Below are 23,991 nucleotides of genomic sequence, written 5' to 3' on the forward strand. Positions count from 1 at the left end.
CTCCCCTCAGGCGGCGCGCTGGTGGTCGTCGAAGAAGCGCTCGACGCTGCGCAGCACGTCGTCGTACAGCGCCCCGTAGTAGCGGAAGGTGTAGCGGCGCGCGCGAATCACCTCGTCGAGCACCTCGGGGGCGGCGGCATATTCGTTGACGGCGCGGCGCGCTTCCTCGAAGTGGCGGCGGTCGAACGAGGCGTGGCTGCGCAGGAAGGTGGTGGCCGTGTCCGGAATGCCGAGCCGGGCCGAGACCACGTCGGCCATGCGTCCGGCGAGTTCCACGCCCATGCCCTCGGTCGCGGCGGCGACGCCGAGGATCGCGCCGGGACGGGCGTGCGTGGCGAGGAAGTAGTTCTGCGTGACCATGCCCCAGACGCCGGGGCCCGGCGCGCGCTGCACGATGCGCTCGGCGTCGAGCCCGAGCCGCTGCAGATCCTTGAGGCAGAACAGCTCGTGGCCGTGCTCCTCGTGCGCCTGTTCGAGCAGCCAGCCGCGCAGGCCGCGGTGCTCGTCGTCGAGCCGCGCGGCGGCGGTCGCCAGCGCGCGCGAGGTGTGACGCACGAGGTGGAAGGTTTCGCGCAGGAACAGCGCGTAGTGGTCGCGGCGCAGCTGGCCGGCCGCGAGTGCGGCCAGCAGCGGGTGGCCGAGGATCTGCGATTCGAAGTCGGCGCGGGTGGCGTCGAGCAACTGCGAGAACGGTTCCAAGCTCATCGGTTTCTCCCCCTGGCAGTCTTGCCTGCGGTGGAGTCTCGACCCGTGCCGATGCGGGGCGCACCTGCCGCAACGGACAGGTCGGCCGTCTTTCCGGAAAGGCGACGATCCCGATGCTGAGGATGCGATTGCGGCGGGGATCTAGCCCCAGTCGATGAGCCCCTGCGAGAGGGCGATCGCCATCGCCTGCACGCGGTTGTTGGCCTGCAGCTTGCGCATGGCGTTTTCCAGATGGAATTTCACGGTGCGCGCACCGATGCCCATCTGCAGCGAGATCTCCCAATCGGTCTTTCCGAATTTCGCCCAGTTCAGCGCCTCGCGTTCGCGGTCGCTGAGCACCGGCGTTTCCTTGAGCAGCCCGAGATGGACCTTGGCCAGCGCCTCGTGCAGATGCGGCGTGAGGAATTCGATCATCACCGCGTGGCGGCGGTGCCGCACCATCTCGCGCTCGTCGCAGATACAGGTGAAGAAGCTCGCCGAGCTGGATTGCGAAAAGCGGGCACCGAACGAGAAGCCCTCGCTCAGGCCGAAGGCGCGCGCGTCGGCATAGAACTGCTGGGCGCCGTCCACGACGTTGCGCTTGCGCAGCTCGTGCCAGAGCAGCGGCCGGCCGGCGCTGAACAGTTCGCGCGCGACCGGATCGACGCGGAAGTACTCGCGCTCGCGATATTGGCCAAGCCACTCGAGCGGGAAGTTGATGTGCATCTGCCGCGTGGTCGAGACGATGTTGGCGTCGGCGTCGAGCGCCGCCACGCAGATGTGCACCTTCTCGAGCGGAATCAGCTCCGAGGCCAGATGCATGAGCCGCTTCATCTGTTGCTCGGAGCCGACGTGGCGCGCGGTGTCGATGACGTCGAGCGCCTTGACCAGATCCAGCTTCGACAGATGTCGGGCGATTTCGGTGGCCGTCGGCATGTTTCTCCCCCATGGCTCGCAGCGCCGACAGTGTAGGCAGATCGCGGCGCGCATGGCGTGCTCGGCGTGCACGGTTTTCGCGCTGCGCTGCAGCATCGGGCCGCCGCCGCGGAAGCCTGTCGATGCGATCGCCGGGCGGGCGGCCGGGAAAGGCCTGAAACGCGCCGTCATCGCGAGGCCGCGCAGCGGCCGTGGCGATGCAGAGACGTCCCCGGCGTCACGCGCCGCTGAATGGCGTCGTCGCCGACAGCACCTCGCCATGACGATGGATGCGCTTTTTCAGAGGTGCCTAGAGTCCGAGCACGGCGCGCAGCGCGCGCGCATCGATCGTGCGCGGCGCATACAGCGGCCGCAGCAGCGTTGCCGCCGGCGCCGGCAGCGGCGCCTCGCCGTCGGCGTTGAGCAGGGCCGGATTGCGCGCGCGCGCCAGGCGGATCAGCGCCTGCTCGACGCAGGCGATCTCGGCGCCGGTGCCCGACGCCGGCAGGCCGCCGCGGTCGAGACGCCCGAGCAGGTGCAGGTGCGCGTCGAGACAGGGCATGCATGCCTGCGCCTGCGCGTAGATCCGCAGGCAGGCGTCGCTCAGGCAGACCTCGGCGAACGAGCCGCCGTCGGCACGGCCGACGTACCACGGCAGCGCCGCTGCGCGGCCGCGCAGGCTGAAGACGAAGCAGCCGCAGGCGGCGGCGAGGCCGTCTTCGCGCCCGGCGATGTCGGCCAGCACGCGTCGCCGCGCGGCCGGTGTCGCGTCGAAACCTCCGTCGGCGGCGAGCGGCAGCTCGAACGGGCCGAACACGGCGAATGCGGTGCCGGCCCATATCGCGCGCCGATGCCGCGTCCGCTTGCGTGTGGCGTCCGGCATGGGTCCTTGACCTTCCGCCGTCGGCGGTTCGGGGCAGGCACATCGATGCTCGCGGTCGGGGATTTCCCGACCAACTGGCCATTAGGACAGTGCCCATTGTCACTGCGGCCTGCGAAGGTGGCGCTGTCATCCGAGCGACATCCATGAAGCCCAAGTGCCATCCAGCCTCTCACGCGCATGCCGGGACGCGACCGGTTTCCGCCGGCAGCGAGCCCGGCCTCGCGCTGCAACGCGGCCCGCGCGCCGTCAATCGCGTCTACGGCGGCCGCGCCATGGCCGAGCTCAAGGCCGAGCGCCGCGAGCGCCTGATGAACGCGGCCTACGCGCTGATCGGCCGTGAGGGCTATGCGCGCCTGTCGATCGAGCGCACCTGCGCCGCGGCGCGCGTCGCTACACGCCATTACTACGAGCACTTCCAGGGGCGCGAGGCCCTGCTGCACGGGCTGTTCGACCGTGTCGAGGCCGAACTCTGGCAGGCCGTCACGCGCGCCCTGACCGAGCCGGGCGTGGAAACCGGAGAACGCAGCGGCGCGGCGATCCGCGCTTTTGTGCGGCATGCGCTGTCCGATCCGATCCGGGCCCGCATCATGTGTCTGGAGAGCGTCGGCGTCAGTGCCGAACTCGAAGAAAAGCGGCGGCGCCTGATCCGTCGTTTCGCCGAGCTGATCCATCAGGTCTCGCGGCAGCTTGCGGCCGACGGCGTGCTGCCGGCCGCCGACTATCGGCTGTCCGGCATCGCCCTGGTCGGCGCGACTAACGAGCTGCTCGTCGAGTGGATCTCCGGCGGCATGCGTCTGACGGTCGAGGAAATGGAATTGCAGGTGCTCAACATCTTCCGCGCGCTGACCAAGGGCGCGGTCTATGCGCACGCCGAAGCCGCCTTGCCCCATGTGCCGCACGCGGCGGACCGCGCGCTCGCCTAGGGAAAGTCTGAAAACTGCAGTCATCGTGAGTGAGGCCGCGCGGTGGCCGCGGCGATCCGGAGAGGCATCGCTTGCGCGGGGTGCCGCTGGATGGCTTCGTCGCCCGCGGCGCCTCGCCATGACGCTGCAGGCGCTTTTTCAGAGGCGCCCGGGGCTTTACCCCCAGTCGATCAAGCCCTGCGACAGCGCGATCGCCGCCGCCTGCACGCGGTTGCTCGCCTGCAATTTGTGCATGGCGTTGTCGATGTGGAATTTCACCGTGCGCGCGCTGACGCCGATCTGCAGCGCGATCTCCTGATCGGTTTTGCCGAACTTCGCCCAGGCCATCACCTCGCGCTCGCGCTCGGTCAGCGCCGACGGCTGGCGCGCCGGATTGAGCTGGATGCGCGCCAGCGCCGCGTGCAGGTGCGGCATGAGGTAGCCGATCAGCGCGATATGGCGCGGATGGCGCCTGAGTTCGCGCGGCGCGCAGGCGACTGCGAAGGCGCTGACGCAGCGCAGCTGCGAGTGGCGCATGCCGAACGTGAAGCCGTCGTGCAGGCCGTGCGCGTCGGCGCGGCGGTACAGCGCCTGCTGCGCCGGCGAGCGATGACGGGCGCGCAGTTCGTGCCAGATGAGCGGCCCTTCGCCGCCCAGCAGCGCCGGCCAGGTCGGGTCGTCGCGCGCCGCGTCCTTCGCCAGATACTCGTCGACGAAGGCCTGCGGATAATCGATCAGCAGATGGCGGCTCAGGCCGCAGACCTGCGAGGACGCGTCGAGCGTCGCGAAGCAGGCGTGCAGGCCCTGCAGCGGAATCAGTCGTGCCGTGTGAGCGACGATCTGTCGGAACTGCTGTTCCGTGCCGGCCTTGTCGGCGAGCGACACCACGTCCAGCGTCTGCAGCAGTTCGGCTTTCGACAGATGGCGCGCGAGCGCGCTTGCGGTTCGCATGTCCCCTCCCTGGCCGCGGCGATTTCTGATCCCGGTGCGCGTGCCGATGGCGACTGTAGGTGGCGTCGCCGATGGCGCATCCTGCCATGCCGGACGACCGGTCGTCCGGCGCCGACCGGCGGTCTCGCGCCGGCGTGCGGCGCAAAAAATCCCCGACGCGCAGGGCGCGCCGGGGAAGAGGAGAGCCTTTCCTTTCGTCTGCGGTCGACGGACGTCAGGGGCTCACGATCGCCGACGCCCAGCCGTCGGCGAAGGCCTGGCCCGATACCGGCAGGTCGATGCTGGTCGGCAGCAGGATCGAGGCGCTGGCGTCGTCGAGCCGCAAATGGTTGCGTCCGGCCGCCGCCGGCAGGCCGATCTTGAGGTTGATGACGGAATTGATCGCCGCCGCAGTGAACGGATCGCCGAAGCCGCAGCCGCTGGCGCGCGGCACCGTGAAGCTGTCGTCGACCTGCGTCGCACCTGCTACGTCGAGGCGGTTGAGCACGCCTTCCGGATAGCCGGCCGGTGTGCCGTCGAGCCGGTAGTAATTGCCGGACGCCGTGCCGGCGACGGCATTCTGCGGGCGCAGCACGATCGGGTTCTGATCCGAGCCGATGTAGCAGTTGGACCCGAGGAAGGGATGCTGCAGGTGGATCTTCACCGGCAGGTTCATGATCGGGACGCCGGTCTGCAGTGCCGCGAAGAGGTCGAACCCGGACGGCACACCGGCCGATTCGAGCGTCGCCAGCACGCGGTTCAGATCGTTGTTGGTAATCAGCCGGCACAGCGGCGCGATCAGCAGATTGTGGCTCGTGCACAGCAGGCCGAGCAGGCCGCCGGGCACTTCGGCCGGATCGGCAAGCACGGCGCCTGTCGGCGGCGGCACGATGGCGTCGATGCCGCTGAACGTGCCGACCGGTACGGACGCGCCGAACTGCACGTTGCTGTGTCCGGCGGTCGCCGGGGCGTTGCCGATCGCGATCGGGCCGAGCTGGATCACGCCCATCGAGCCGATCGCCAGCGAGCCGCCCGGCGAGTCGCTGGCCACGCAGATGCTCTGCGTGGTGACGCCGTCGCTTTCGAGCATCGTCGGATCGTCGACGGCACAGCGGTTGAACGGCGCCCAGCCGCCGTTGAGCGTCGGCGCCGCCTGTGCCGGTGGGGCAAGGAGCGCGGCGGCGCTTGCCGCGAGCAAGGTGCCGAGCAGCGGCAGGGCGGGCCACCAGGATGTGGACCGGGGACGCGGGTTGGTTTTCATGGCATCACGCTCCGTTTACAGCACGTCGAGAAAAAGGACGGCGAGGGCGCCTTGCGGGCCCTCGCCGTGAACCACTCGCGGCATCAGGGCGTCGACGTCAGCAGGCCCGACGGCGTGACGTTGAGCGTGAAGCCGGGGCTCGTGCAGGTGCCGGCCGGCGAGGTGCCGGTCAGCGAGAACGCCGGGATCGTCACCGTGTTGCTGCTGCCGTCGTAGACGCCCGGCACGTCGCCGTCGCAGTAGCCGAGCAGCGTCGTGAAGAGGCGTACGCCGACGAAGGTCAGGTTGACCTTGTTGGTGCCCGGCACGCTGTCGGCGCGGATCGCCCACGGCAGGTTCTGGGCCTGCACGAGATTGCACAGGCTGCTGCCCGGCGTGAACGTCGCCGTGCTGACCTGGGCGATCTGCGTCGCCGGCGGAATCGGGAACGAGGCGATCGCGCCGCTGATGCTGAAGGTGACGTTGCAGGTGACGGGGATGTTGTTCTTCGTGATGCTGGCGCCGCTTCCTGAGGCGCTCCCCGAAGTGGCATTGACGTTGACCGTGCCCGCGAAGGCGGGGGCGGCGACGAGGCCGGCGGCGAGGGCGGTGAGGCCGAGCAGTCGGCTGATGGTGAAAGGCAGTTTCATCGTTGATCTCCAGATAGGCATATGGGTCAGGTCCGGTTCGCGGCGGGTGCCGGAGTCGGTAAAGCCCTGCCAGACGCGGTAGTGGGGTCGATCCGGCGGATCGGTGCGCTGGCGAGGCGTGAGCGTTGTAGAGAGCCCGGTGGCGGGCGGTCAAACGGCGCCGTGTGTGGCCTCGGAGTGTCGAAATATTTCTTTGAATTCTTATTGTTGAACTGCTTGCGAGGCTTCGGAACGGGCTTCGGAGGTGCGCTTTCCCTGCCCCAAAGGACAGGCTGTTTCCGGATGAGCGGTCGTGGCCGGGCCCGGCTGCGCCGCGCCGCCCCGGAGCACGCGCGGGCGCCGGCCTGCCCAAACGGACAGGTGTCCGCGCGGGCCTGCACACCCAATATCCCGGCACCCGGCTGGCCGTATCAGGAAAACCGCCTTTTACGAAAAGAACCCGCCCGACGAGGCGGGCAGCCGACAACCGATCAGAACGCGGGAGGAGAACGGGACATGCAGATCAACAGTCCGGCAGGTGGCGGCGTGCGGAGGCTCGCGCTGGTGTTCGCGGCGGTGCTCGGTACGCCGGTCGCGCAAGCGGCGGATTTCAATTTCAGCGATGAGCAATGGGGCGATTTCCGCTTCAGCTGGAACAATCGCGTGACGCTCGGCGCGGCGATGCGCATGCAGCACCAGGACGAGCGCATCATCGACAAGCAGAACGTGCCGGGCCAGGCGACGTTCTGTGCGGAAACGCCGGCCAGCGTGCCGGGCCTGGAAGGACAGAACGGCGACTGCAAGTCGCTGGCGGGCGATCCGCTGCCGAGCCAGATCCTGCGCAGCGCGCGCGGCGGCTACAACATCAACGGCGACGACGGCGACCTGAACTACGACAAGGGCGATATCACCTACAGCGGTATCTCGCTGCGCTCGACGTTCAGCGGCTCGTGGCGCAATTACACGCTGAAGGTCGGCGGCCTCGGTTTCTACGACCCGGTCAACTACGACTTCAAGACGCATTCGCGCGATCTGGAGTATCCGGGGCGTAATACCGATACCGGTACGGTGCTGCTGCAGCGTTCCGACAAGCGGCCGGCGGACCTGGAGCGGGCGGCCGGCCTGCGCGCGCAGCTGCTGGAAGCCTATATCTCCGGCGTGTTCAAGCTCGGCGGCGAGCACGAGCTGACGCTGGCGGTCGGCCAGCAGTACCTGCGCTGGGGCGAGAGCACCTTCATGCTGTTCAACAACCTGAACCAGATCAATCCGATCTCGGCGCCGCTGTATCGGCTGCCCGGCTCGGAGGTGAAGGACGCCTATCTGCCGACCAATCTCGTCAGCGCGAGCATCGACCTGAGCCCCAAGCTCACGCTCAGCGGCTTTTACCAGCTGCACTGGGCGCCGACCGAGCCGGACGTGGCCGGCACCTTCATGTCGATCTCCGACGTCGCCGGCGGCGGCGACGGTCCGACGCCGATCTATTTGGGGCAGGGTCAGTACCCGGAGGATCCGCTGGGGCAGTACTACCCGACAGTGGCTGATGCGGCCTACACCACCGGCACGCGCACCGCATACCTGCTCGGTGAGCACTACGGGGACCCGCGCAATAGCGGCCAGTTCGGTTTCCGACTCGACTACTACGCGGACTGGCTCAGCGGCGGCACCGAGCTGAGCCTGTACGGCATGAACATCCACAGCCGCCTGCCGTACTACAGCGCCTACGCCTCCATCCAGTCCTGCTTCCATCCCGAAGAGTTCCAGAAGGGTGGAGGGTACGCAGAAGCTTTCAGCAGTTGCATCGATATGTACGGCACCGATTTTAATACGCCGGAAGGATTCGAAGCGCTGCGCCGCTACTACTCGTATCCGGCTGATTCGATGAAGCCCTTTCTCGAATATCCGGAAGACATTCATATCTTTGGTGCCAGCTTCAACACCAATGTCGGCGACTGGTCGCTGGCCGGCGAGATCGCCTACAGCCCGAACCAGCCGGCGCAGATCAGCTATGTCGATGTGACCTACGCGGCGCTCCAGCCGGCGTTCCCGGACACGCCGGAAGATGGCGGCTTCGGCTCCGCTCCCAATATGTTCTTCATCCAGGCGCCGACCAACCGGGTCTACATCCCGGACTACGTGGAAACGCTCTACCGCGGTCACGACGTCGAAGCCGGCGACTACGTAAAGGGCTACGAGCGCCTGAAAGTCGGGCAGATCAGCCTGACCGGCATTCGTATCTTCTCCGGCAGCAACTTCCTGCATGCCGACCAGATCCTGTTCGTCGGCGAGCTGGCCGCGGTCCGGGTCTTCGATCTGCCGTCGATCGACAAGCTGCAGTTCGAGGGCGGTACCGGCCGCAACCTGCACTGGGGCGTCGCGCAGACGGACTACGACCCGAACGCGCCTTATGCGGGCACGCCGGAGAACTTCTATTTCGACCGCCAGGTCAGTCCGCTCGACACCGCCAACCCCGAGCATGCAAGCCGCAAGGACTTCGCCAGCGCCTTCGCCTGGGGCTACCGCGCGCGTCTGACGGCGACCTACAACGACGTGTTCTACGGCGTCGGCCTGGTGCCGGGCATCGAGATCTGGCACGACGTGCACGGCACTTCGATCTCGCCGGGACAGGACTTCGTCGAGGACCGCATCCAGACCACGGTCTCGAACGAATTCAAGTTCACGCAGAACTTCAGCGGCCTGGCGCGCTACGTGATCTTCTCCGGCGGCGGTTATCGCAACCTGCGCATCGACCGCGATTATGCCGAGCTGTCGTTCACCTACGCGTTCTGAACGGGCCGTCGCCGCATACAACTACGAGATCTTTCTGAAGGAGAGCGCCATGCGATTTTCGCGCGCGATGTTGCGTTGGACGATGTGCACGCTGCTGCTGTGCGGCGTGTCGGGACCGGCGGTGGCCAAGGTCAGCGAGGCCGAGGCGGCACAGCTCGGCAAGACGCTGACGCCGCTCGGCGCCGAGCCGGGGCCGAATCAGGACGGCACGATTCCGGCGTGGAAGGGCGCCGCCGTCTTCACGGAGGAGCAGAAGCATTACACCTACGCGCAGCTGGAGAAGCTGCGCAAGACCGATCCGGACCGCCTGAACATGACGCGGACCGCGCAGGGCGAGGCGGTCGACAAGCCGCTGTTCACGATCACGGCGCAGAACTACACGCAGTACGCCGAGCATCTGAGCGCCGGTCACCAGGAGATGTTCCGGCGCTATCCGGACTACAAGATGATCGTCTATCCGTCGGTGCGCGGGCATTTCGCGCCGGAGGAGATCAACGAAGCGGTGAAGTACAACGCGACGCACGCCGAGCTGGACGGCACCGACGACATCAGCGGCGCACGCCTGGCGACGCCGTTCCCGATTCCGAAGAACGGCGCCGAGGTGATGTGGAACAACCGCCTGAAGTTCCGCGGCGTGTCGGCGGTGCGGCGCTACAACAATCAGGCGATCGTCGACGCCGACGGCAGCTTCCAGATCTCCAAGCTGATCGAGGACGTGCGCTTCGAGTACGGCAACCTCAAGGACAAGAGCCGCGAGAACAACGTCATCGTCTACTACCTGCAGCGCACGCTGTCGCCGGCGCGCGTCGCCGGGCAGATCACGCTGGTGCACGAGATCTTCGGCAAGGGCACCAGCGGCCGCAACGCGTGGATCTACAACCCGGGTCTGGCGCGTGTGAACCGCGCGCCGGAAGTCGGTTTCGACAATCCCTCGCTCGGGTCGGACGGCCTGCAGTTCAACGACCAGATCGACATGTTCAACGGCTCGCTGTCGCGCTACGACTGGAAGCTGATCGGTAAGCGGGAGATCTACATCCCCTACAACGCGTACACGATGAGCGACCCGCGCTACAAGTACAAGGACATCATCCGCAAGGGGCACATCAACCAGGATCTGGCGCGCTATGAACTGCACCGCGTCTGGGTCGTCGAGGCCAACCTGCGTCCGGGCCACGCGCACCAGTTCAAGCGCCGCACCTTCTATCTCGACGAGGACTCCTGGACCCTGTCGCTGGTCGACTGCTACGACAATCGCGACAAGCTGTGGAAGCTGCAGGAAGGTCACGTCATCACGCTGCCGTTCCTGCCTGGTTCGACCACCGTTCCGGAAGTGATCTATGACCTGCAGAGCGGTCGCTACTTCATCACGGCGATGGTCAACGAAGACAACGTCAACAACTTCGAGCTGAGCTTCGACCGCGAGTACTTCCTGCCGAAGAACCTGCGCAGCCTCGGCGAGCGCCGCTGAAGCGCAACGACGGAACGAAGATGGACGATCGCATGAAGCGAAGAAGTCTTGCGGCGCTGGTCGTGGCCGCGGTCTGGTTCGCCGCCGGCGCGGCGCGTGCCGATGATCCAGCGCAGGACCCGGCGCAGGCGCAGCGGGCGCCGCGCCCGGCGCTGATGGCGCCGCTCGCGGCGTCCGCGCCGCTGCTGGATCTGGCGCGGGCCGGACGGCGGCTGGTGGCGGTCGGCGCGCGCGGCAACATTGTGGTCTCGGACGACGGCCGCGACTGGCAGCAGGTGCACAGCCCGGTCGACGTGATGCTGACGCGCGTGTTCTTCCTCGACGCGCGCCGGGGCTGGGCGGTCGGCTACGACGGCGCGATCCTGCAAACCGGCGACGGCGGGCGGCACTGGTCGGTGCAGCGCTGGGTGCCGGACCGCGGTCCGCTGTACGACGTACTGTTTCTCGATGCGCAGCGCGGCTTCGCGGTCGGCAGCTATGGAGCGCTGCTGCGCAGCGACGACGGCGGCGCGCACTGGCAGGAGATCGACAGCCCGATCCGCGAGCCGGGCCTGCACTTCAACGCGATCGCGCGGCTTGCCGACGGCACGCTGTTCATCGCCGGCGAGCGCGGCATGCTGGCGCGTTCGGCCGACGAGGGGGCGAGCTGGACGATGCTGGATTCGCCGTACCGCGGCTCGATGTTCGGCGTGCTGCCGAGCGGCGCGCACGGCGCGATGATCTTCGGTCTGCGCGGCTCGATCTACGTCACCGACGACGCGCGCGCGGTGCGCAGCATCGCCGTCGACGGCTGGGACGAATTCGACCGCGAGACGGTGAGCGATCCGGCGGCGCTCGCCGCACTCGGCTGGCGGCACGTGGACAGTCCGTCGCACGAGAGTCTGTTCCGCGGCATCGCCGACGGCGATCAGGCGCTGCTGACCGGCGTCAACGGCGTCGTGCTGCAGGTGCCGGCCGATGGCGGCCCGGTGCGGGCGCTGGCCAGCGCCGAGAACGAAACGCTGTCGGGGCTGCAGCCGTTCGACGGACAGTGGATCGCCGTCGGCCTGCGCGGCGCGCGCGCGCTGCCGGTGGTCGCCGCCACGAGCCCGCGACTGGCGACGGCGGGAGCGAAGCCATGAGCGGGCCGGGCATGTCGCAGAACTCGGTGGCGCGGCACATCCTGCGCCTCGTCGAGCCGATCATCTTCGGTCACCGGCGGGCGCTGCTGATCGTGCTCGGCGTGGCGACGCTGCTGCTGGCCTGGCAGGCGTCGATGCTCAAGCCGCAGGCCGGCTGGCTGAAGATGGTGCCGCAACAGCATCCGTACATGCAGGTCTTCCTCAAGCACTACGCCAGCTTCGGCGGCGCCAACACCATCGTCGTTGCGCTCAAGGCCCGGCACGGCACCATTTACGAACCGCAGTTCATGGATCGACTGCGCCAGGTCACCGATGCGGTGTTCTTCGTGCCCGGTGTCGACCGCTCGCGCGTCAAGTCGATCTTCACGCCGAACACGATCTACGTCGACGTGATCGAGGACGGGCTTGCCGGCGCCACCGTCGTGCCCGGCGACTACGCGCCGACGCCGGAGATGGTCCAGCGCATTCGCGCCAACGTCGGCAAGGCCAACGTCATCGGCCGCCTGGTATCGGAAGACGAAACCTCGGCGCTGGTGCTGGCCGAACTGCAGGATCTCGATCCGGTCAGCCGCGCGCCGCTCGACTACGTCGCCGTCGGCCGGCAGCTCGAAAAGATCCGCGAGCAGTTCGAGGACGACCGGGTCAGCGTCGAGATCATCGGCTTCGCCAAGGTCGTGCACGACATGACCGAGGCCTCGGTCGAGGTGGCGATGTTCTTCGTCGTCGCGCTGCTGTGCATGGCGCTGCTGCTGTGGATCTACATCGGCTCGCTGTCGCTGGCGATGATCGTGCTGCTGACCTCGCTGGTCGCCTGCGTCTGGGAGCTGGGCCTGCTGCACCTCGTCGGCTACGGGCTCGATCCGTTCGCGATGCTGGTGCCGTTCCTGATCATGGCGGTTTCGGTCAGCCACGGCGTGCAGTACGTCAACGCCTGGGCCAACGAGATCTCGACACGTGGCGCGACCGGCTACCAGGCCTCGCTGGCGACCTTCCGCGCGCTGGCGATCCCCGGCGTGGTGGCGCTGCTGACCAACGTCGCCGGCTTCTCGACGATCTACCTGATCGACATCGACGTGATCCGCGAGATGTCGATCAACGCCGCGTTCGGCATGGCCGGCGTGATTCTCGTCAACAAGGCCTTGCTGCCGGCGGTGCTGTCGTATCTGCGCCTGCCGAACGTCGAGAAGTTCCGCCATGCGCAGGCGGTGCGCGAGCGCATCGGCGACGCGGTGTTCCGGCGCATGTCGGTGCTGACCGAGCGCGGTCCGGCGATCGCCGTGATCTGCGTCTGCATCGGCCTCGCCGTCTACGGCGCGCTGCGCTATCCGCAGGTGCAGATCGGCGATACCACCGAGGGCGTGCCGGAGCTGCGTCCGGACTCGCGCTTCAACCGCGACGCCCGGCAGATCGCGCGCGACTTCTGGCTCAGCACCGATATCTTCACGGTGGTGGCGGAGACTTTTCCGGACGCCTGCATCGACTATCGGGCGATGGCCGAGATCGACCGCTTCGCCTGGTATCTGCGTAACACCGCGGGCGTGCGCGACGTGTTCACGCTGTTCGATATGTCGAAGCTCGCCTATGCCGGCCTCAACGAGGGGCGTCTCAACGCGCAGGTGATTCCGCGCGACAAGTACTCGCTGGCGCAGTCGACGGCGCTGGTGCCGACCACCACCGGCCTGCTGAACAAGGATTGCAGCGCGCTGGCGATCCAGGCCTACACGACCGACCACAAGGCCTCGACCCTGGCCGGCATCGTCGAAGCCGTGAAGCGCTACGAGGCGGGCGAGAACCAGGACCGCCGCGTGCAGTTCCGGCTGGCGTCCGGCAACAACGGCGTGATGGCGGCGACCAACGAGGAGGTGCGCCGCAACGAGCTGCCGGTGGTGATCTACGTGTACGCGGTGGTGCTGCTGTTCCTGTGGCTGTCGTTCCGCACCGTGTCCGGCGTGCTCTGCGTCGGCCTGCCGCTGGCGCTGGTGACGCTGCTCGGCTACGCGCTGATGGTCGAGATGGGCATCGGCCTGAAGGTGGCGACGCTGCCGGTGCTGGCTTTCGCCTGCGGCATCGGCGTCGACTACGGCATCTACAGCTATTCGACGGTCGCCGCCGGCATGCGGCGCGGCCTGAGCCTGCGCGACGCCTATTACGAGAAGATGCGTTCGACCGGCAAGGCGACGCTGTTCACCGGCGTCGGCCTGGCCAGCGGCGTGGCGATGTGGATCTTCTCCAAGCTGCAATTCCAGCGCGACATGGGCATCCTGCTGGTGTTCGGCTTCACCGCCAACATGATCGGCGCGATCGTCGTGCTGCCGGCGCTGGCGCACTTCCTGGCGCGCGAGGAATACCGGCACCGCAACAAGGACCTCACGGTCGGCGCCGAGGAGGCTTTCCAGCCGCGCTAGCGCCGTCGCTCAGAGCAGGATCAGCGTGCCGAGCGCCAGCAGGCTGAAGAAGCCGCAGACGTCGGTGAAGGTGGTCAGGATCACGCTGCCGGCGAGCGCCGGGTCGACGCCGAAGCGCTTGAGCGTCAGCGGCACGAAGATGCCGGCGAGCGCGGCGACGGTCTGGTTGATGACGATGGCCAGACCGACGACCAGCGCGAGCATCGGATCGCGGAACCACAGCCAGGCGGTGGCGCCGACCACCGCGGCCCACAGCACGCCGTTGACCAGCGCCACGGCGAGCTCCTTGCGCAGCAGCGGCCGCCAGTTGTGGTAGCCGATCTGGCCGAGCGCGAGGCCGCGGATCATCAGTGTCAGGGTCTGGCTGCCGCCGATGCCGCCCATGCTGGCGACCACCGGCATCAGCACGGCGAGCGCGACGACGCGGCTGATCGTGCCCTGGAACAGATCGACGACGGAGGACGCGAGGAAGGCGGTCAGCAGATTGATGCCGAGCCAGATCGCGCGGCGCCGCGCGGCGCCGCGCACCGGCGCGAAGATATCCTCGTCCTCGTGCAGGCCGGCCATCGACAGCAGCTTGTGCTCGGCGTCGCGGCGGATGACGTCGACGACGTCGTCGACGGTGATGCGGCCGATCAGGCGGTTGCGTTCGTCGACCACCGGCGCCGACACCAGGTCGGCGTCCTGGAAGCGCTGCGCGACACGCTCGTCGGGCAGTGAGGCCGGCATCGTCTCGCGTTCACGCTCCATCACGTTCGACACCAGCTCCTCCTGGCCGCGCGTGAGGATGCGCGCCAGCGGCAGCGCGCCGAGGTAGTGGCTGTAGCGGTCGACGACGTACAGCGCGTCGGTGTGATTCGGCAGCTCGCCGCGCAGGCGCAGGTAGCGCTGCACGACGTCGAGCGTGACGTCGGGGCGCACCGTCACCGTGTCGGTGTTCATCAGGCCGCCGGCGGTGTCGGGCTCGTAGGCGAGCACCGATTCGAGGCGCGCGCGGTCGTCGGCGTCGAGCGCCTGGAGCACCCGCTGCGTGACCGTTTCCGGCAGGTGTTCGACGAAGTCGGCGAGGTCGTCGATGTCGAGTTCGCCGGCGGCGGCGACCAGCTCGTTGACGTCCATCTGCCGGATCAGCTCGGCACGGACGTCCTCGCCCAGATGCAGCAGCACCTCGCCGTCGTCCTCCGGGCTGACCATGTTCCAGACGATCGCGCGCTGCCGCGGCGGCAGCGATTCGAGCAGGCCGGCGATCTCGGCCGGGTTGAGCGCGTGCAGCGCGCGGCGCGCCGGCAGCAGGCGGCCGCTGGCCAGCCGCTCACGCAGCAGCGCTACCGCAGCGGTCGATTGCTCGTGCTCGGACATCGGGCCTCCGGAAGAACCGCGCACAGCTTAAGAAGACGTGCTTGACCGCCATCTGAACCGGGATGGCCGGCTGGCACCGCCGGACGAGTCGCCGTCGCCGGCGACGGCGCGAAAGCGGGCGCGAGCATGCCGTAAGACATCGGACTTGTCGAAAGGTTTTTGAGCGCATGCGCGCGCCGCTCGGGCGGCCGGCGAGCGGGCGGCGCGTGCCGCCGCAAGGACGCGCCGCCGGCGCTCGCGGCGGCTTTCCGCGGCCGCCGTCGTGGCGGCAAAAAGACGGTGCGCGGCTGTCGATCCGCGACGCCGTCGTTCGACGTGTCAGTGAATCAGGCCCAACGGAGACACGACATGCAGATCTACTGGATCGAGGCCCAGGCACCCCGGCGCGTGCTGGCGCTGGCCAGGCACCTCGGCATCGACGCCGAGTTCGTCGAGCAGGACCTCAGGGCGGGCGCGCTGAAAGCGCCCGGCTACCTCGCGCTGAACCCCAACGGCAAGGCGCCGGTCCTCGTCGATGGCGACACCGTGCTGTGGGAGTCGTCGGCGATCATGGCCTATCTGCGCGTCAAGGCCGGCTCCGACCTGTGGCCAGCAGACGATCCGGCCGGGCAGGTCGAGCTGCTGCGCTGGCTGTCGTGGAACGACCAGCACTGGGCGCCGGCCGTCGCGCCGTTCTACTTCGAGCATGTGGTGAAGTCGACGTTCGGGTTCGGACCGCCGGACCGCGACGCCCTGCCGGCCGCGGTAGCGGACTTCAGCCGCTACGCCAAAGTCCTCGACGCCCATCTTGCCGGCCGCGACCACGTCGCGCTGAACCGTCTGACGATCGCCGATTTCCAGCTCGCGTCGATGGCCGCGCACTGGCGCGAGTCCGAGATGCCGATGGCCGAATTCGGCAATATCATCCGCTGGCTCGATGGCCTGATGCGGATTCCGGCGTGGGCGCAGCCGTGGCCGGCCTGACGATGAACGACAGCGGTCTTCACCGCGCATTCAAACATCCGCTGGCATGCTGCGTCCCGCCGCCGCATGCGGCGCCGACCCGGGAGCGGAGCGATGACGAGCAGAGCGACGGCGGTTGCAGCACTGATGATGGTCGCGGCGATGCTGGGCGCCTGCCGCCAGCGCGAAGCGCCGGCATCGACACCGGCACTGGCACCGGCACAGGCCGCAGACCCCGCCGCCTTGCCGTCGGCGCCGCCGTCCCTGCAGGCCTGGCTCGGGCAATGGAACGGGCCGGAGGGGACGTTCCTGAAACTCGCCGCCGACGGTTCGGGTTACAAGGTGACGATCGCCAACCTCGACGGCCCGAAGAATTACGCGGGCCGCCAGACCGGTGATCACATCGAATTCGAGCGCGACGGCGTCACCGAAACGATACGTGCAACCGACGGCCAGGCGACCGGCATGAAATGGCTGCTCGACAGGCAGCGCTGCCTGACGGTCAAGCCGGGCGAGGGCTACTGTCGCGACTGACGGCGGCGTTGTGCGCGCCTCACACCGTCAGGTGCTGCCGCACGATCTCGTCGCTGAGGCCGGCGATCGGTCCGCCGGCAACAAGCCGTCCCTTGTCGAGCACGCGGAACTCGCTGGCGACGCGGCGGGCGAACGGCAGCTTCTGTTCGACGATCAGCACGCTCAGTCCGGTTTCGCGATTGAGGCGTATCAGCAGATCGCCGATCTCGTGAACGATGTTGGGCTGGATGCCTTCGCAGGGCTCGTCGAGGATCAGCAGCCTGGGCTGCAGCAGCAGCGCGCGGCCGATCGCCAGCTGCTGTTGCTGGCCGCCGGAGAGATCGCCGCCGCGGCGGCGCAGCATCTGCTTGAGCACGGGGAAGGTCGCGTAAACGCGTTCGAGCGCGTCAGGCGGGCGTTCGCGTCTGGCGATCAGGCCCATGCGCAGATTCTCTTCGACACTGAGCTGGCTGAAGATCTCGCGGCCCTGCGGCACGAAGCCGATGCCGAGTGCGGCGCGCTGTTCGGCGCCGAGCGTGCGCAGCTCGGTGCCGCCGTCGTAGACGATCTGTCCGGATGCGGTGCCGACCAGGCCCATCACGCTGCGCAGCAGCGTGGTCTTGCCCATGCCGTTGCGGCCCATCAGACAGGTGATCGAGCCGCGCGCGACGTCGAGGTCGACATCCCACAAGGTGTGGCTGCCGCCGTAGAACTGGTTCAGCGACTTGATCTGCAGGATGGCTGTGGTTTCGCTCATGGTGTCCATTCCCGGTCCGTCACTCGCCAAGGTAGACCTCGACGACGCGCGGGTTCGCCTGGACTTGGTCGATCGAGCCTTCGGCCAGCACGCTGCCTTCGTGCAGAACGGTGACGGTGCGCGCGATCGAGCGCACGAAGTCCATGTCGTGTTCGACGACGACGACCGAGCGCGTGCCGGCCAGCGAGGTCAGCAGCTGCGCGGTGCGCTCGGTTTCCTGCGGCGTCATGCCGGCGACCGGTTCGTCGACCAGCAGCAACTGCGGGTCCTGCATCAGCAGCATGCCGATCTCCAGCCACTGCTTCTGGCCGTGCGAGAGACTGCCGGCGATCGCATCTCGACGTTCGCGCAGACCGATGGTGGCGAGCACGTCATCGATCTTGTCGATCTGCGATGGCGTGAGCCTGGCGCGCAGCAGCTTCCACGGCGAGCGTGTACCGGCCATCGCCAGTTCGAGGTTCTCGAACACCGTGTGATTCGGGAACACCGTCGGCTTCTGGAACTTGCGGCCGATGCCGGCCTGCGCGATCGCCGGCTCGCTGAGCGTCAGCAGATCGATGGTCTGACCGAACCAGGCCGAGCCGCTGTCGGGCCGCGTCTTGCCGGTGATGACGTCCATCATCGTCGTCTTGCCGGCACCATTCGGGCCGATGATGCAGCGCAGCTCGCCGACCTCGATGTAAAGGTTCAGCTTGTTGAGCGCCTTGAAGCCGTCGAAGCTGACGCTGACATCTTCGACATAGAGGATGATGTTGTTGGCGATGTCGACTTTCGGTTGCGACGAGCGACGGCCGAGATATTGCCGCTTCGAGCCTCTCATGCCGAAGCCTCCTTCAGCGACGCCGCTTTCGTGAGGCGTGTCTGCCACTGCGCGATCAGGCCGACGATGCCCTTCGGCAGGAACAGGGTGACGCCGACGAACAGGCCGCCGAGTGCGAACAGCCAGACCTCGGGCAGTGCGGCAGTGAAATAGGTCTTCGCGTAATTGACGAGCAGCGCGCCGAGCGCGGCGCCGTACAGCGTGCCGCGACCGCCGACGGCGACCCACACGACGATCTCGATGGCGTTGATCGGTGCGAACTCGCTCGGATTGATGATGCCGACCTGCGGCACGTACAGGGCGCCGGCGACGGCGGCGAGCAGGGCCGAGAACACCCAGACCCAGAGCTTCACGTTCTCGACGCGATAGCCGATGAAGCGCGCGCGGCTCTCGGCATCGCGCACCGCCTCGATGACGCGGCCGAGACGCGAGGCGATCACAGCGCGGCAGGCTGCGTAGGCCAGACCAAGGGCTATCGCCGAAGCGAGGAACAGCGCGATCCGCACGCCGGACGACTGCAGATCGAAGCCGAGCAGATCCTTGAAGTCGGTGAGGCCGTTGTTGCCGCCGAAGCCCATTTCGTTGCGGAAGAAGGCGAGCAGCAGCGCGTAGGTCAGCGCTTGCGTGATGATCGACAGGTACACGCCGGTGACGCGCGAGCGGAACGCGAACCAGCCGAAGGCATAGGCGAGCAGCCCGGGCACGAACAGCATCATCAGCATCGCGAACCAGAACATGTCCATGCCGTGCCAGAACCACGGCAGTTCCTTCCAGTTGAGGAACACCATGAAGTCCGGCAGCAGCGCGTCGCCGTAGACGCCGCGCGCGCCGATCTGACGCATCAGGTACATGCCCATGGCGTAGCCGCCGAGCGCGAAGAACGCGGTGTGGCCGAGACTGAGGATGCCGCAGTAGCCCCAGACCAGATCGACGGCGATCGCCAGCAGCGCGTAGCACATGTACTTGCCGAGCAGCGCGACGGTGTACGTCGGCACGTGCAGGGCGGAGCCATCGGCGACGCCGAGATTGAGGAGGGGCACGAACACGGCGGCGAGCAGCAGCACGATGTAGAACGCGCGACTGCCGCGTTCGGCCCAGAGCAGACGGAGGAGAGAGTGGTTCATGCTTCGCGGCTTCTTCTTTTGCGGTCATTCCCGCGAAGGCGGGCATCCAGGGATCGGGTATTGCGCGTGACGAACGTGCGCGCCGGATGCCCGCTTGCGCGGCAATGACGTGAAAAGGATGGACGGTTGTGGCGCATCTCAGCCCTCCGCAGCACGGCCTTTCTGCGGGAAAAGACCGCGCGGCCGCCGCTGGATGAAGAGGATCAGGAACACCAGTACGAGAATCTTCGCCATCACCGCGCCGGTATGCGGTTCGAGCAGCTTGCTGACGACGCCGAGCGACATGCCGCTGATCAGCGTGCCCCACAGACTGCCGACGCCGCCGAAGACGACGACCATGAACGAATCGATGATGTAGCTCTGGCCGAGATTGGGGCCGACGTTGGTGAGCTGCGACAGCGCCACGCCGGCGACGCCGGCGACACCGGAGCCGAGGCCGAAAGTTGCGGCGTCGATCCATTCGCTGCGCACGCCCATCGCGCGTGCCATCGCGCGGTTCTGCGAGACGGCGCGAACCTTGAGGCCGAGCGAAGTGCGCTTCAGCACCAGCTGCAGCGCGAGGAACACCAGCAGCATGAAGAAGACGATGTAGAGGCGATTCCAGGTCAGCGACAGCGCGTCGTTGATGACCAGCGATCCGCTCATGAATTCCGGCGTCGACACCGAGCGGTTCAGCGGCGAGAAGACGCTGCGGACCAGCTGCTGCAGAACCAGCGACAGACCGAAGGTGGCGAGTAGCGTTTCGAGCGGGCGTCCGTAGAGGAAGCGCACGATGCCGCGCTCGATCGCGATGCCGGCGGCGCCGGCGACGATGAAGGCCATCGGGATCGCCAGCAGCGTCGCCGCGGTGATGTGCTGCGGCATCAGCTGCTGCATCACGTAGGCCGTGTAGGCGCCGAGCATCATCAGCTCGCCGTGCGCCATGTTGATGACGCCCATGACGCCGAAGGTGATCGCCAGCCCGATCGCCGACAACACCAGCACCGAGCCGAGCGAGAGACCGAAGAAGAGGGTCTCGACGCCGCCGTACAGGGCGCGCTGGTTGTCGATGCGATGGATGGCCGCGTCGGCCGCCATGAGCACGCGCTCGTCGGGCTCGCGGCGCTTGCCGCTGCCGTCGTCGGCGACCAGCGATTGCAGGGCGTTGTAGACATCGGGGCTCAGCTCGCCGGACAGGCGCTGCACGGCGGCGAGCCGCGTGTCGGCGCTGTCGCTCGCAAGATCGGCGACGGCGAGGCCGACGTCGATCGCATCGCGCACCTTGCTGTCGGTCTCCGCATCCCGGCGTGCGCGCAGTGCGGCGATCGCCGGCGCGTCGAGATTGCGCAGTGCTTCGTTGACGGCGGCGAGGCGCTTGTCGGGATCGGCGTCGGCGAGATCGAGTCGCGCGAGCAGGCCCTTCAGTGCCTTGCGCAGCTTGTTGTTGCTGCCGATCTTCGTCAGAGCCGCGCTCGCGGCGCTGCCGAGCGCGGCGCCGCTCAGCGGATCGCGGAGTGCCACCGTCTCGCCCTCGCCCTCGCCGTCGACGACCACGACGCGCTGATTCGCATCGCTGTACAGGCGGCCTTCGAGCAGGGCGCGCAGGGCGGGGCCGGCTTGCGCGCCGGCGCTCTGCACGAGCTGCTCGGCGATTGCCTGCTTGTCGGCGTAGCCGGCATCGGGCAGGGCGGCGAGCAGGGTCGCAGGATCGTGGATTTCGCTGATCGCCGGTGCCTCGGCGGGGCTCTCGTCCTGCGCGGCGGCAGGGCCGACACACAACGCAAGACCGAGCGCGCCCGCGCGCAGGATCGTTCGGAATTTTGATGAAGCAGTCACGTCATGTATCCCGGTGTGGCTGACAACCCTTCCGCTGGCCGGAAGCCGCCATTGCGAGGAGCGCAGCGACGAAGCAATCCGGCGACACGGCCCGATCAGGCCGTGCACCGGATTGCTTCGCTACGCTCGCAATGACGTTTCCTTTGTCGTGCGTGAATGGCCTAGAAGTTCTGACCCGAGCACTTCTTGGTGGTCTTGTTGTAGTTGCCGCACTTCAGGGTCACCCAGTCGGCTTCGATATCCTTGCTGCCCGGCAGGAAGTCCGACCACGCATCGCCCGGCACTTCGCTCTTGGTCTTCCAGACCACATCGAACTGGCCGTCGTCGCGCACTTCGCCGATGTACACCGGCTTGGTGATGTGATGGTTCGGCAGCACCTTGGCGACACCGCCGGTGAGGTTCGGCGTCTCCAGGCCCGGCAGCGTGTCGATGACCTTGGTGGTATCGGTGGTGCCCGCCTTTTCGACGGCCTTCACCCAGAGCTTGAAGCCGATCACCGTTGCTTCCATCGGATCGTTGAAGGTGCGCTTGTCGTTCTTGATGAACTTGTGCCACTGCGCGATCGCGGCCTTGTTCGCCGGCGTGTCGATCGACTCGAAGTAGTTCCACGCGGCGAGATGGCCGACCAGTGGCTTGGTGTCGAGACCGGCGAGCTCTTCCTCGCCGACCGAGAACGCCACGACCGGAATGTCTTCGGCTGAGATCTTCTGGTTCCCGAGTTCCTTGTAGAACGGCACGTTGGCGTCGCCGTTGATCGTCGAGACGACCGCCGTCTTCTTGCCGGCCGAACCGAAGGTCTTGATCTTCGACACTTCGCTCTGCCAGTCGGAGAAGCCGAACGGCGTGTAGTTGATCATGATGTCGCTCGCCGCCACGCCCTTGGCCTTCAGATAGGCTTCGAGGATCTTGTTGGTCGTGCGCGGATAGACGTAGTCGGTGCCTTCGAGCACCCAGCGCTTCACGCCGACGTCCTTCATCAGGTAGTCGACGGCCGGGATCGCCTGCTGGTTCGGCGCGGCGCCGGTGTAGAAGACGTTCCTGCTCGACTCTTCACCTTCGTACTGCACCGGATAGAACAGCAGGCCGTTCAGTTCCTCGACGACCGGCAGCACGCTCTTGCGCGACACCGAGGTCCAGCAGCCGAAGATCACGTCGACGTGATCCTTGGCGAGCAGCTCGCGCGCCTTCTCGGCGAACAGCGGCCAGTTCGATGCCGGATCGACGACCACCGGCTCCAGCTTCTTGCCGAGGATTCCACCCTTTTTGTTCTGCTCGTCGATCATCATCAGGACGGTGTCCTTCAGCGTGGTCTCCGAGATCGCCATCGTGCCCGACAGCGAGTGCAGCACGCCGACCTTGATGGTGTCGGCGGCCTGCGCGCTCAGCGACAGGCCGAGCAGCAGCGGCGCGGCGGCCATCGTGATCGCGCTGCGAATGAAGTTCCTGCGTTCCATGTCTTGTGTGCTCCTGAGTCGTGGTGATGGCGATCAGATCTGCAGCTGCAGGCCGATGCCGATCTGCGTCGAATCGCCCGCCGCGTGCGTGTAGTTGCTGTCGATGTAGAACAGGCTGATGCGTGCGTTGAATGTCTTGATCACGTAGTTGACGTCGAACTCGGTGGTGTTCAGGTCGACGTCCTGGCCGGGCAGGTCGTAGGTGTTCGAACCGTATTTTCCGAGCAGCTGGATCTGGCCGATACCGATCTTCTGCGGGAACAGATACGCGGCGAGGCCGAACCAGCCGTCGCTCGAATCGAGGCCGGCGGCGCTGTAGCCGTAGCCCGCGAACGGGAAGTCGTAGTGCGCGTATTCGCCTTCGAGGCTGACCACGCCGCCACCGGCGATCTTCTTTTCGAGCAGACCGTCGACCGTTACGCCCATGTCGCCATCGACGCCCTGTGCGGCGACGCCGAGCGCGAGGATGTCCTTGGCGCCGTAGTAGGTGCTGTTGAGGTAATAGCCCGACTCGGCGTCCCAGAAGTCGTATTGCACGCGGCCGGCGAGGACGACCTTGCTGCCGTCACCCGAAGCAGCGTTGGTCGACGGCACATCGAAGACGCCGGCCGACACTTTGAGCTTGTCGAAGTCGCCCCAGTAGGCGACGCCGTTGTCGCGGCCGGCGGCATAGAAGGGATAGCCGTCCTCGATGCCATCGACGGCGAAGCCCCAGTTGTTGGCGTAATACGGGCCGTGCAGGTTGGCGCGGTCGCTCGGCGGCAGGAAGCGGCCGGCCCAGATGTTCAGGCCCGGCGAGAACTCGAAGCGGCCGATCGCGTCGATCACCTGTACCTTGCTGTCGGCGGTGTCGGCGCCGTTGTACTCGGTGTTGAAGGTGAACTTGATCTGGTCGGTGACGGCGCCGCTGATGTAGAGGCGTGCGCTGTTCAGCGTGAAATCGTTCGGTTTTTCGTCGCTGCCCTCGACGTCGGTATTGGTGAAGCTGGTGCGCAGGCCGGCACCGATCGACAGCGGCGGCAGCGTGACGTCGGCGGCAAAGGCCGGCGCAGCGCCGCAGACGGCCGCCAGCAACGGCAGCCAGCGCGCGGCCTGCATCGCTATCGCGATCGGACGGCGTCGCGACGAGATCGCGGCCCCTTCCGTGGTCACATCGTTCATCGTGTATCCCCTATGCATGAGTCCCACCCGGACGAGAATTCGGCCGGTCGAATCGACGTTGATGACGACCGGGCAATTCAGG

20 protein-coding genes are annotated in these 23,991 nt (G+C 67.2%); 7 read left to right on the forward strand and 13 right to left on the reverse strand.

Annotated elements, in window-relative coordinates; all coding sequences use genetic code 11:
- Positions 1 to 6: 6 nt before the first annotated feature.
- The 3 genes from K343_RS0118800 to K343_RS0118810 form a co-directional block, all read right to left on the reverse strand.
- Entirely contained in the window at positions 7 to 705 is a 699-nt protein-coding gene (locus tag K343_RS0118800; RefSeq protein ID WP_020649668.1) for an iron-containing redox enzyme family protein, read from the reverse strand.
- A 141-nt stretch (positions 706 to 846) separates the two neighbouring features.
- Positions 847 to 1,620, reverse strand: a complete 774-nt coding sequence (locus K343_RS0118805) for a helix-turn-helix transcriptional regulator (RefSeq protein WP_028009373.1) — start codon at positions 1,618 to 1,620, stop codon at positions 847 to 849.
- A 289-nt stretch (positions 1,621 to 1,909) separates the two neighbouring features.
- Entirely contained in the window at positions 1,910 to 2,482 is a 573-nt protein-coding gene (locus K343_RS0118810; protein WP_028009374.1) for a hypothetical protein, read from the reverse strand.
- Between the two features lie 143 nt (positions 2,483 to 2,625).
- Between K343_RS0118810 and K343_RS22880 the strand changes: the two genes are divergently transcribed.
- Positions 2,626 to 3,405 carry a TetR/AcrR family transcriptional regulator gene (locus tag K343_RS22880; RefSeq protein WP_051278719.1) on the forward strand — a complete coding sequence of 260 codons (780 nt, stop codon included), beginning with the start codon at positions 2,626 to 2,628 and terminating at the stop codon, positions 3,403 to 3,405.
- A 156-nt stretch (positions 3,406 to 3,561) separates the two neighbouring features.
- Here K343_RS22880 and K343_RS23710 read toward each other — a convergent pair whose 3' ends face one another.
- The 3 genes from K343_RS23710 to K343_RS0118830 all read right to left on the reverse strand — a co-directional run bounded on the left by K343_RS23710 (position 3,562) and on the right by K343_RS0118830 (position 6,204).
- The gene (locus K343_RS23710; RefSeq protein WP_028009375.1) at positions 3,562 to 4,335 is read right to left on the reverse strand and encodes a helix-turn-helix transcriptional regulator; all 774 of its coding nucleotides are present in this window, start codon (positions 4,333 to 4,335) and stop codon (positions 3,562 to 3,564) included.
- Positions 4,336 to 4,549: 214 nt separating this feature from the next.
- Positions 4,550 to 5,575, reverse strand: a complete 1,026-nt coding sequence (locus K343_RS0118825) for a hypothetical protein (RefSeq protein WP_028009376.1) — start codon at positions 5,573 to 5,575, stop codon at positions 4,550 to 4,552.
- A gap of 83 nt (positions 5,576 to 5,658) precedes the next feature.
- Positions 5,659 to 6,204: a PraA/PraB family alkane oxidation protein activator gene (locus tag K343_RS0118830; RefSeq protein WP_028009377.1), complete on the reverse strand. Its 546-nt coding sequence runs from the start codon at positions 6,202 to 6,204 to the stop codon at positions 5,659 to 5,661.
- Positions 6,205 to 6,699: 495 nt separating this feature from the next.
- Between K343_RS0118830 and K343_RS0118835 the strand changes: the two genes are divergently transcribed.
- The 4 genes from K343_RS0118835 to K343_RS22895 are packed head-to-tail and all read left to right on the forward strand — an operon-like array spanning position 6,700 to position 13,964.
- A complete protein-coding gene (locus K343_RS0118835; protein ID WP_028009378.1) occupies positions 6,700 to 8,970 on the forward strand; it encodes a DUF1302 domain-containing protein in 2,271 nt (756 codons plus the stop codon).
- Positions 8,971 to 9,019: 49 nt separating this feature from the next.
- Entirely contained in the window at positions 9,020 to 10,438 is a 1,419-nt protein-coding gene (locus K343_RS0118840) for a DUF1329 domain-containing protein (RefSeq protein WP_028009379.1), read from the forward strand.
- A 32-nt stretch (positions 10,439 to 10,470) separates the two neighbouring features.
- On the forward strand, positions 10,471 to 11,559 hold the full coding sequence (locus K343_RS22890; RefSeq protein WP_154662654.1) for a WD40/YVTN/BNR-like repeat-containing protein: 1,089 nt from the start codon (positions 10,471 to 10,473) through the stop codon (positions 11,557 to 11,559).
- The gene (locus K343_RS22895; RefSeq protein ID WP_084616001.1) at positions 11,556 to 13,964 is read left to right on the forward strand and encodes an efflux RND transporter permease subunit; all 2,409 of its coding nucleotides are present in this window, start codon (positions 11,556 to 11,558) and stop codon (positions 13,962 to 13,964) included. Before K343_RS22890 ends, K343_RS22895 begins: the two co-directional genes overlap by 4 nt.
- 9 nt (positions 13,965 to 13,973) lie before the next feature.
- On the opposite strand, the gene mgtE is transcribed toward K343_RS22895, so the two are convergent.
- The gene (gene mgtE, locus K343_RS0118855) at positions 13,974 to 15,323 is read right to left on the reverse strand and encodes a magnesium transporter (protein ID WP_028009380.1); all 1,350 of its coding nucleotides are present in this window, start codon (positions 15,321 to 15,323) and stop codon (positions 13,974 to 13,976) included.
- Positions 15,324 to 15,671: 348 nt separating this feature from the next.
- Between mgtE and K343_RS0118860 the strand changes: the two genes are divergently transcribed.
- Together K343_RS0118860 and K343_RS24710 are read left to right on the forward strand one after the other, a co-directional pair.
- On the forward strand, positions 15,672 to 16,286 hold the full coding sequence (locus tag K343_RS0118860) for a glutathione S-transferase family protein (RefSeq protein WP_028009381.1): 615 nt from the start codon (positions 15,672 to 15,674) through the stop codon (positions 16,284 to 16,286).
- 93 nt (positions 16,287 to 16,379) lie between these two features.
- Positions 16,380 to 16,799 carry a hypothetical protein gene (locus K343_RS24710; protein WP_028009382.1) on the forward strand — a complete coding sequence of 140 codons (420 nt, stop codon included), beginning with the start codon at positions 16,380 to 16,382 and terminating at the stop codon, positions 16,797 to 16,799.
- 19 nt (positions 16,800 to 16,818) lie between these two features.
- Here K343_RS24710 and urtE read toward each other — a convergent pair whose 3' ends face one another.
- The 6 genes from urtE to K343_RS0118895 all read right to left on the reverse strand — a co-directional run bounded on the left by urtE (position 16,819) and on the right by K343_RS0118895 (position 23,909).
- Positions 16,819 to 17,517: an urea ABC transporter ATP-binding subunit UrtE gene (gene urtE / locus K343_RS0118870; protein WP_028009383.1), complete on the reverse strand. Its 699-nt coding sequence runs from the start codon at positions 17,515 to 17,517 to the stop codon at positions 16,819 to 16,821.
- 37 nt (positions 17,518 to 17,554) lie between these two features.
- A complete protein-coding gene (urtD, locus tag K343_RS0118875) occupies positions 17,555 to 18,355 on the reverse strand; it encodes an urea ABC transporter ATP-binding protein UrtD (protein ID WP_028009384.1) in 801 nt (266 codons plus the stop codon).
- Positions 18,352 to 19,479 (reverse strand): urea ABC transporter permease subunit UrtC, encoded by a 1,128-nt coding sequence (gene urtC, locus K343_RS22900; RefSeq protein WP_043113163.1) that lies wholly within the window; start codon positions 19,477 to 19,479, stop codon positions 18,352 to 18,354. Before urtC ends, urtD begins: the two co-directional genes overlap by 4 nt.
- A gap of 138 nt (positions 19,480 to 19,617) precedes the next feature.
- A complete protein-coding gene (urtB, locus tag K343_RS0118885) occupies positions 19,618 to 21,294 on the reverse strand; it encodes an urea ABC transporter permease subunit UrtB (protein ID WP_245585246.1) in 1,677 nt (558 codons plus the stop codon).
- Between the two features lie 161 nt (positions 21,295 to 21,455).
- Positions 21,456 to 22,712: an urea ABC transporter substrate-binding protein gene (gene urtA / locus K343_RS0118890; RefSeq protein ID WP_366514400.1), complete on the reverse strand. Its 1,257-nt coding sequence runs from the start codon at positions 22,710 to 22,712 to the stop codon at positions 21,456 to 21,458.
- Positions 22,713 to 22,781: 69 nt separating this feature from the next.
- On the reverse strand, positions 22,782 to 23,909 hold the full coding sequence (locus K343_RS0118895; protein WP_028009387.1) for a hypothetical protein: 1,128 nt from the start codon (positions 23,907 to 23,909) through the stop codon (positions 22,782 to 22,784).
- Positions 23,910 to 23,991 lie beyond the last annotated feature (82 nt).

Origin of the sequence: Solimonas flava DSM 18980, assembly GCF_000426685.1 — a bacterium.
In the GTDB taxonomy this organism is placed as follows: Bacteria; Pseudomonadota; Gammaproteobacteria; order Nevskiales; family Nevskiaceae; genus Solimonas; species Solimonas flava.

Excerpts from the sequence above, each read along its gene's own strand:
- K343_RS24710 (WP_028009382.1), top strand. The coding sequence starts at position 16,380 with ATGACGAGCAGAGCGACGGCGGTTGCAGCACTGATGATGGTCGCGGCG.
- mgtE (WP_028009380.1), bottom strand. The coding sequence starts at position 15,323 with ATGTCCGAGCACGAGCAATCGACCGCTGCGGTAGCGCTGCTGCGTGAG.
- K343_RS0118800 (WP_020649668.1), bottom strand. The coding sequence starts at position 705 with ATGAGCTTGGAACCGTTCTCGCAGTTGCTCGACGCCACCCGCGCCGAC.
- K343_RS0118840 (WP_028009379.1), top strand. The coding sequence starts at position 9,020 with ATGCGATTTTCGCGCGCGATGTTGCGTTGGACGATGTGCACGCTGCTG.
- K343_RS23710 (WP_028009375.1), bottom strand. The coding sequence starts at position 4,335 with ATGCGAACCGCAAGCGCGCTCGCGCGCCATCTGTCGAAAGCCGAACTG.
- K343_RS0118825 (WP_028009376.1), bottom strand. The coding sequence starts at position 5,575 with ATGAAAACCAACCCGCGTCCCCGGTCCACATCCTGGTGGCCCGCCCTG.
- K343_RS22880 (WP_051278719.1), top strand. The coding sequence starts at position 2,626 with ATGAAGCCCAAGTGCCATCCAGCCTCTCACGCGCATGCCGGGACGCGA.
- K343_RS0118835 (WP_028009378.1), top strand. The coding sequence starts at position 6,700 with ATGCAGATCAACAGTCCGGCAGGTGGCGGCGTGCGGAGGCTCGCGCTG.
- urtD (WP_028009384.1), bottom strand. The coding sequence starts at position 18,355 with ATGAGAGGCTCGAAGCGGCAATATCTCGGCCGTCGCTCGTCGCAACCG.
- K343_RS0118895 (WP_028009387.1), bottom strand. The coding sequence starts at position 23,909 with ATGAACGATGTGACCACGGAAGGGGCCGCGATCTCGTCGCGACGCCGT.
- K343_RS0118805 (WP_028009373.1), bottom strand. The coding sequence starts at position 1,620 with ATGCCGACGGCCACCGAAATCGCCCGACATCTGTCGAAGCTGGATCTG.
- K343_RS22895 (WP_084616001.1), top strand. The coding sequence starts at position 11,556 with ATGAGCGGGCCGGGCATGTCGCAGAACTCGGTGGCGCGGCACATCCTG.
- urtA (WP_366514400.1), bottom strand. The coding sequence starts at position 22,712 with ATGGCCGCCGCGCCGCTGCTGCTCGGCCTGTCGCTGAGCGCGCAGGCC.
- K343_RS0118830 (WP_028009377.1), bottom strand. The coding sequence starts at position 6,204 with ATGAAACTGCCTTTCACCATCAGCCGACTGCTCGGCCTCACCGCCCTC.
- urtC (WP_043113163.1), bottom strand. The coding sequence starts at position 19,479 with ATGAACCACTCTCTCCTCCGTCTGCTCTGGGCCGAACGCGGCAGTCGC.
- K343_RS0118810 (WP_028009374.1), bottom strand. The coding sequence starts at position 2,482 with ATGCCGGACGCCACACGCAAGCGGACGCGGCATCGGCGCGCGATATGG.
- K343_RS0118860 (WP_028009381.1), top strand. The coding sequence starts at position 15,672 with ATGCAGATCTACTGGATCGAGGCCCAGGCACCCCGGCGCGTGCTGGCG.
- K343_RS22890 (WP_154662654.1), top strand. The coding sequence starts at position 10,471 with ATGAAGCGAAGAAGTCTTGCGGCGCTGGTCGTGGCCGCGGTCTGGTTC.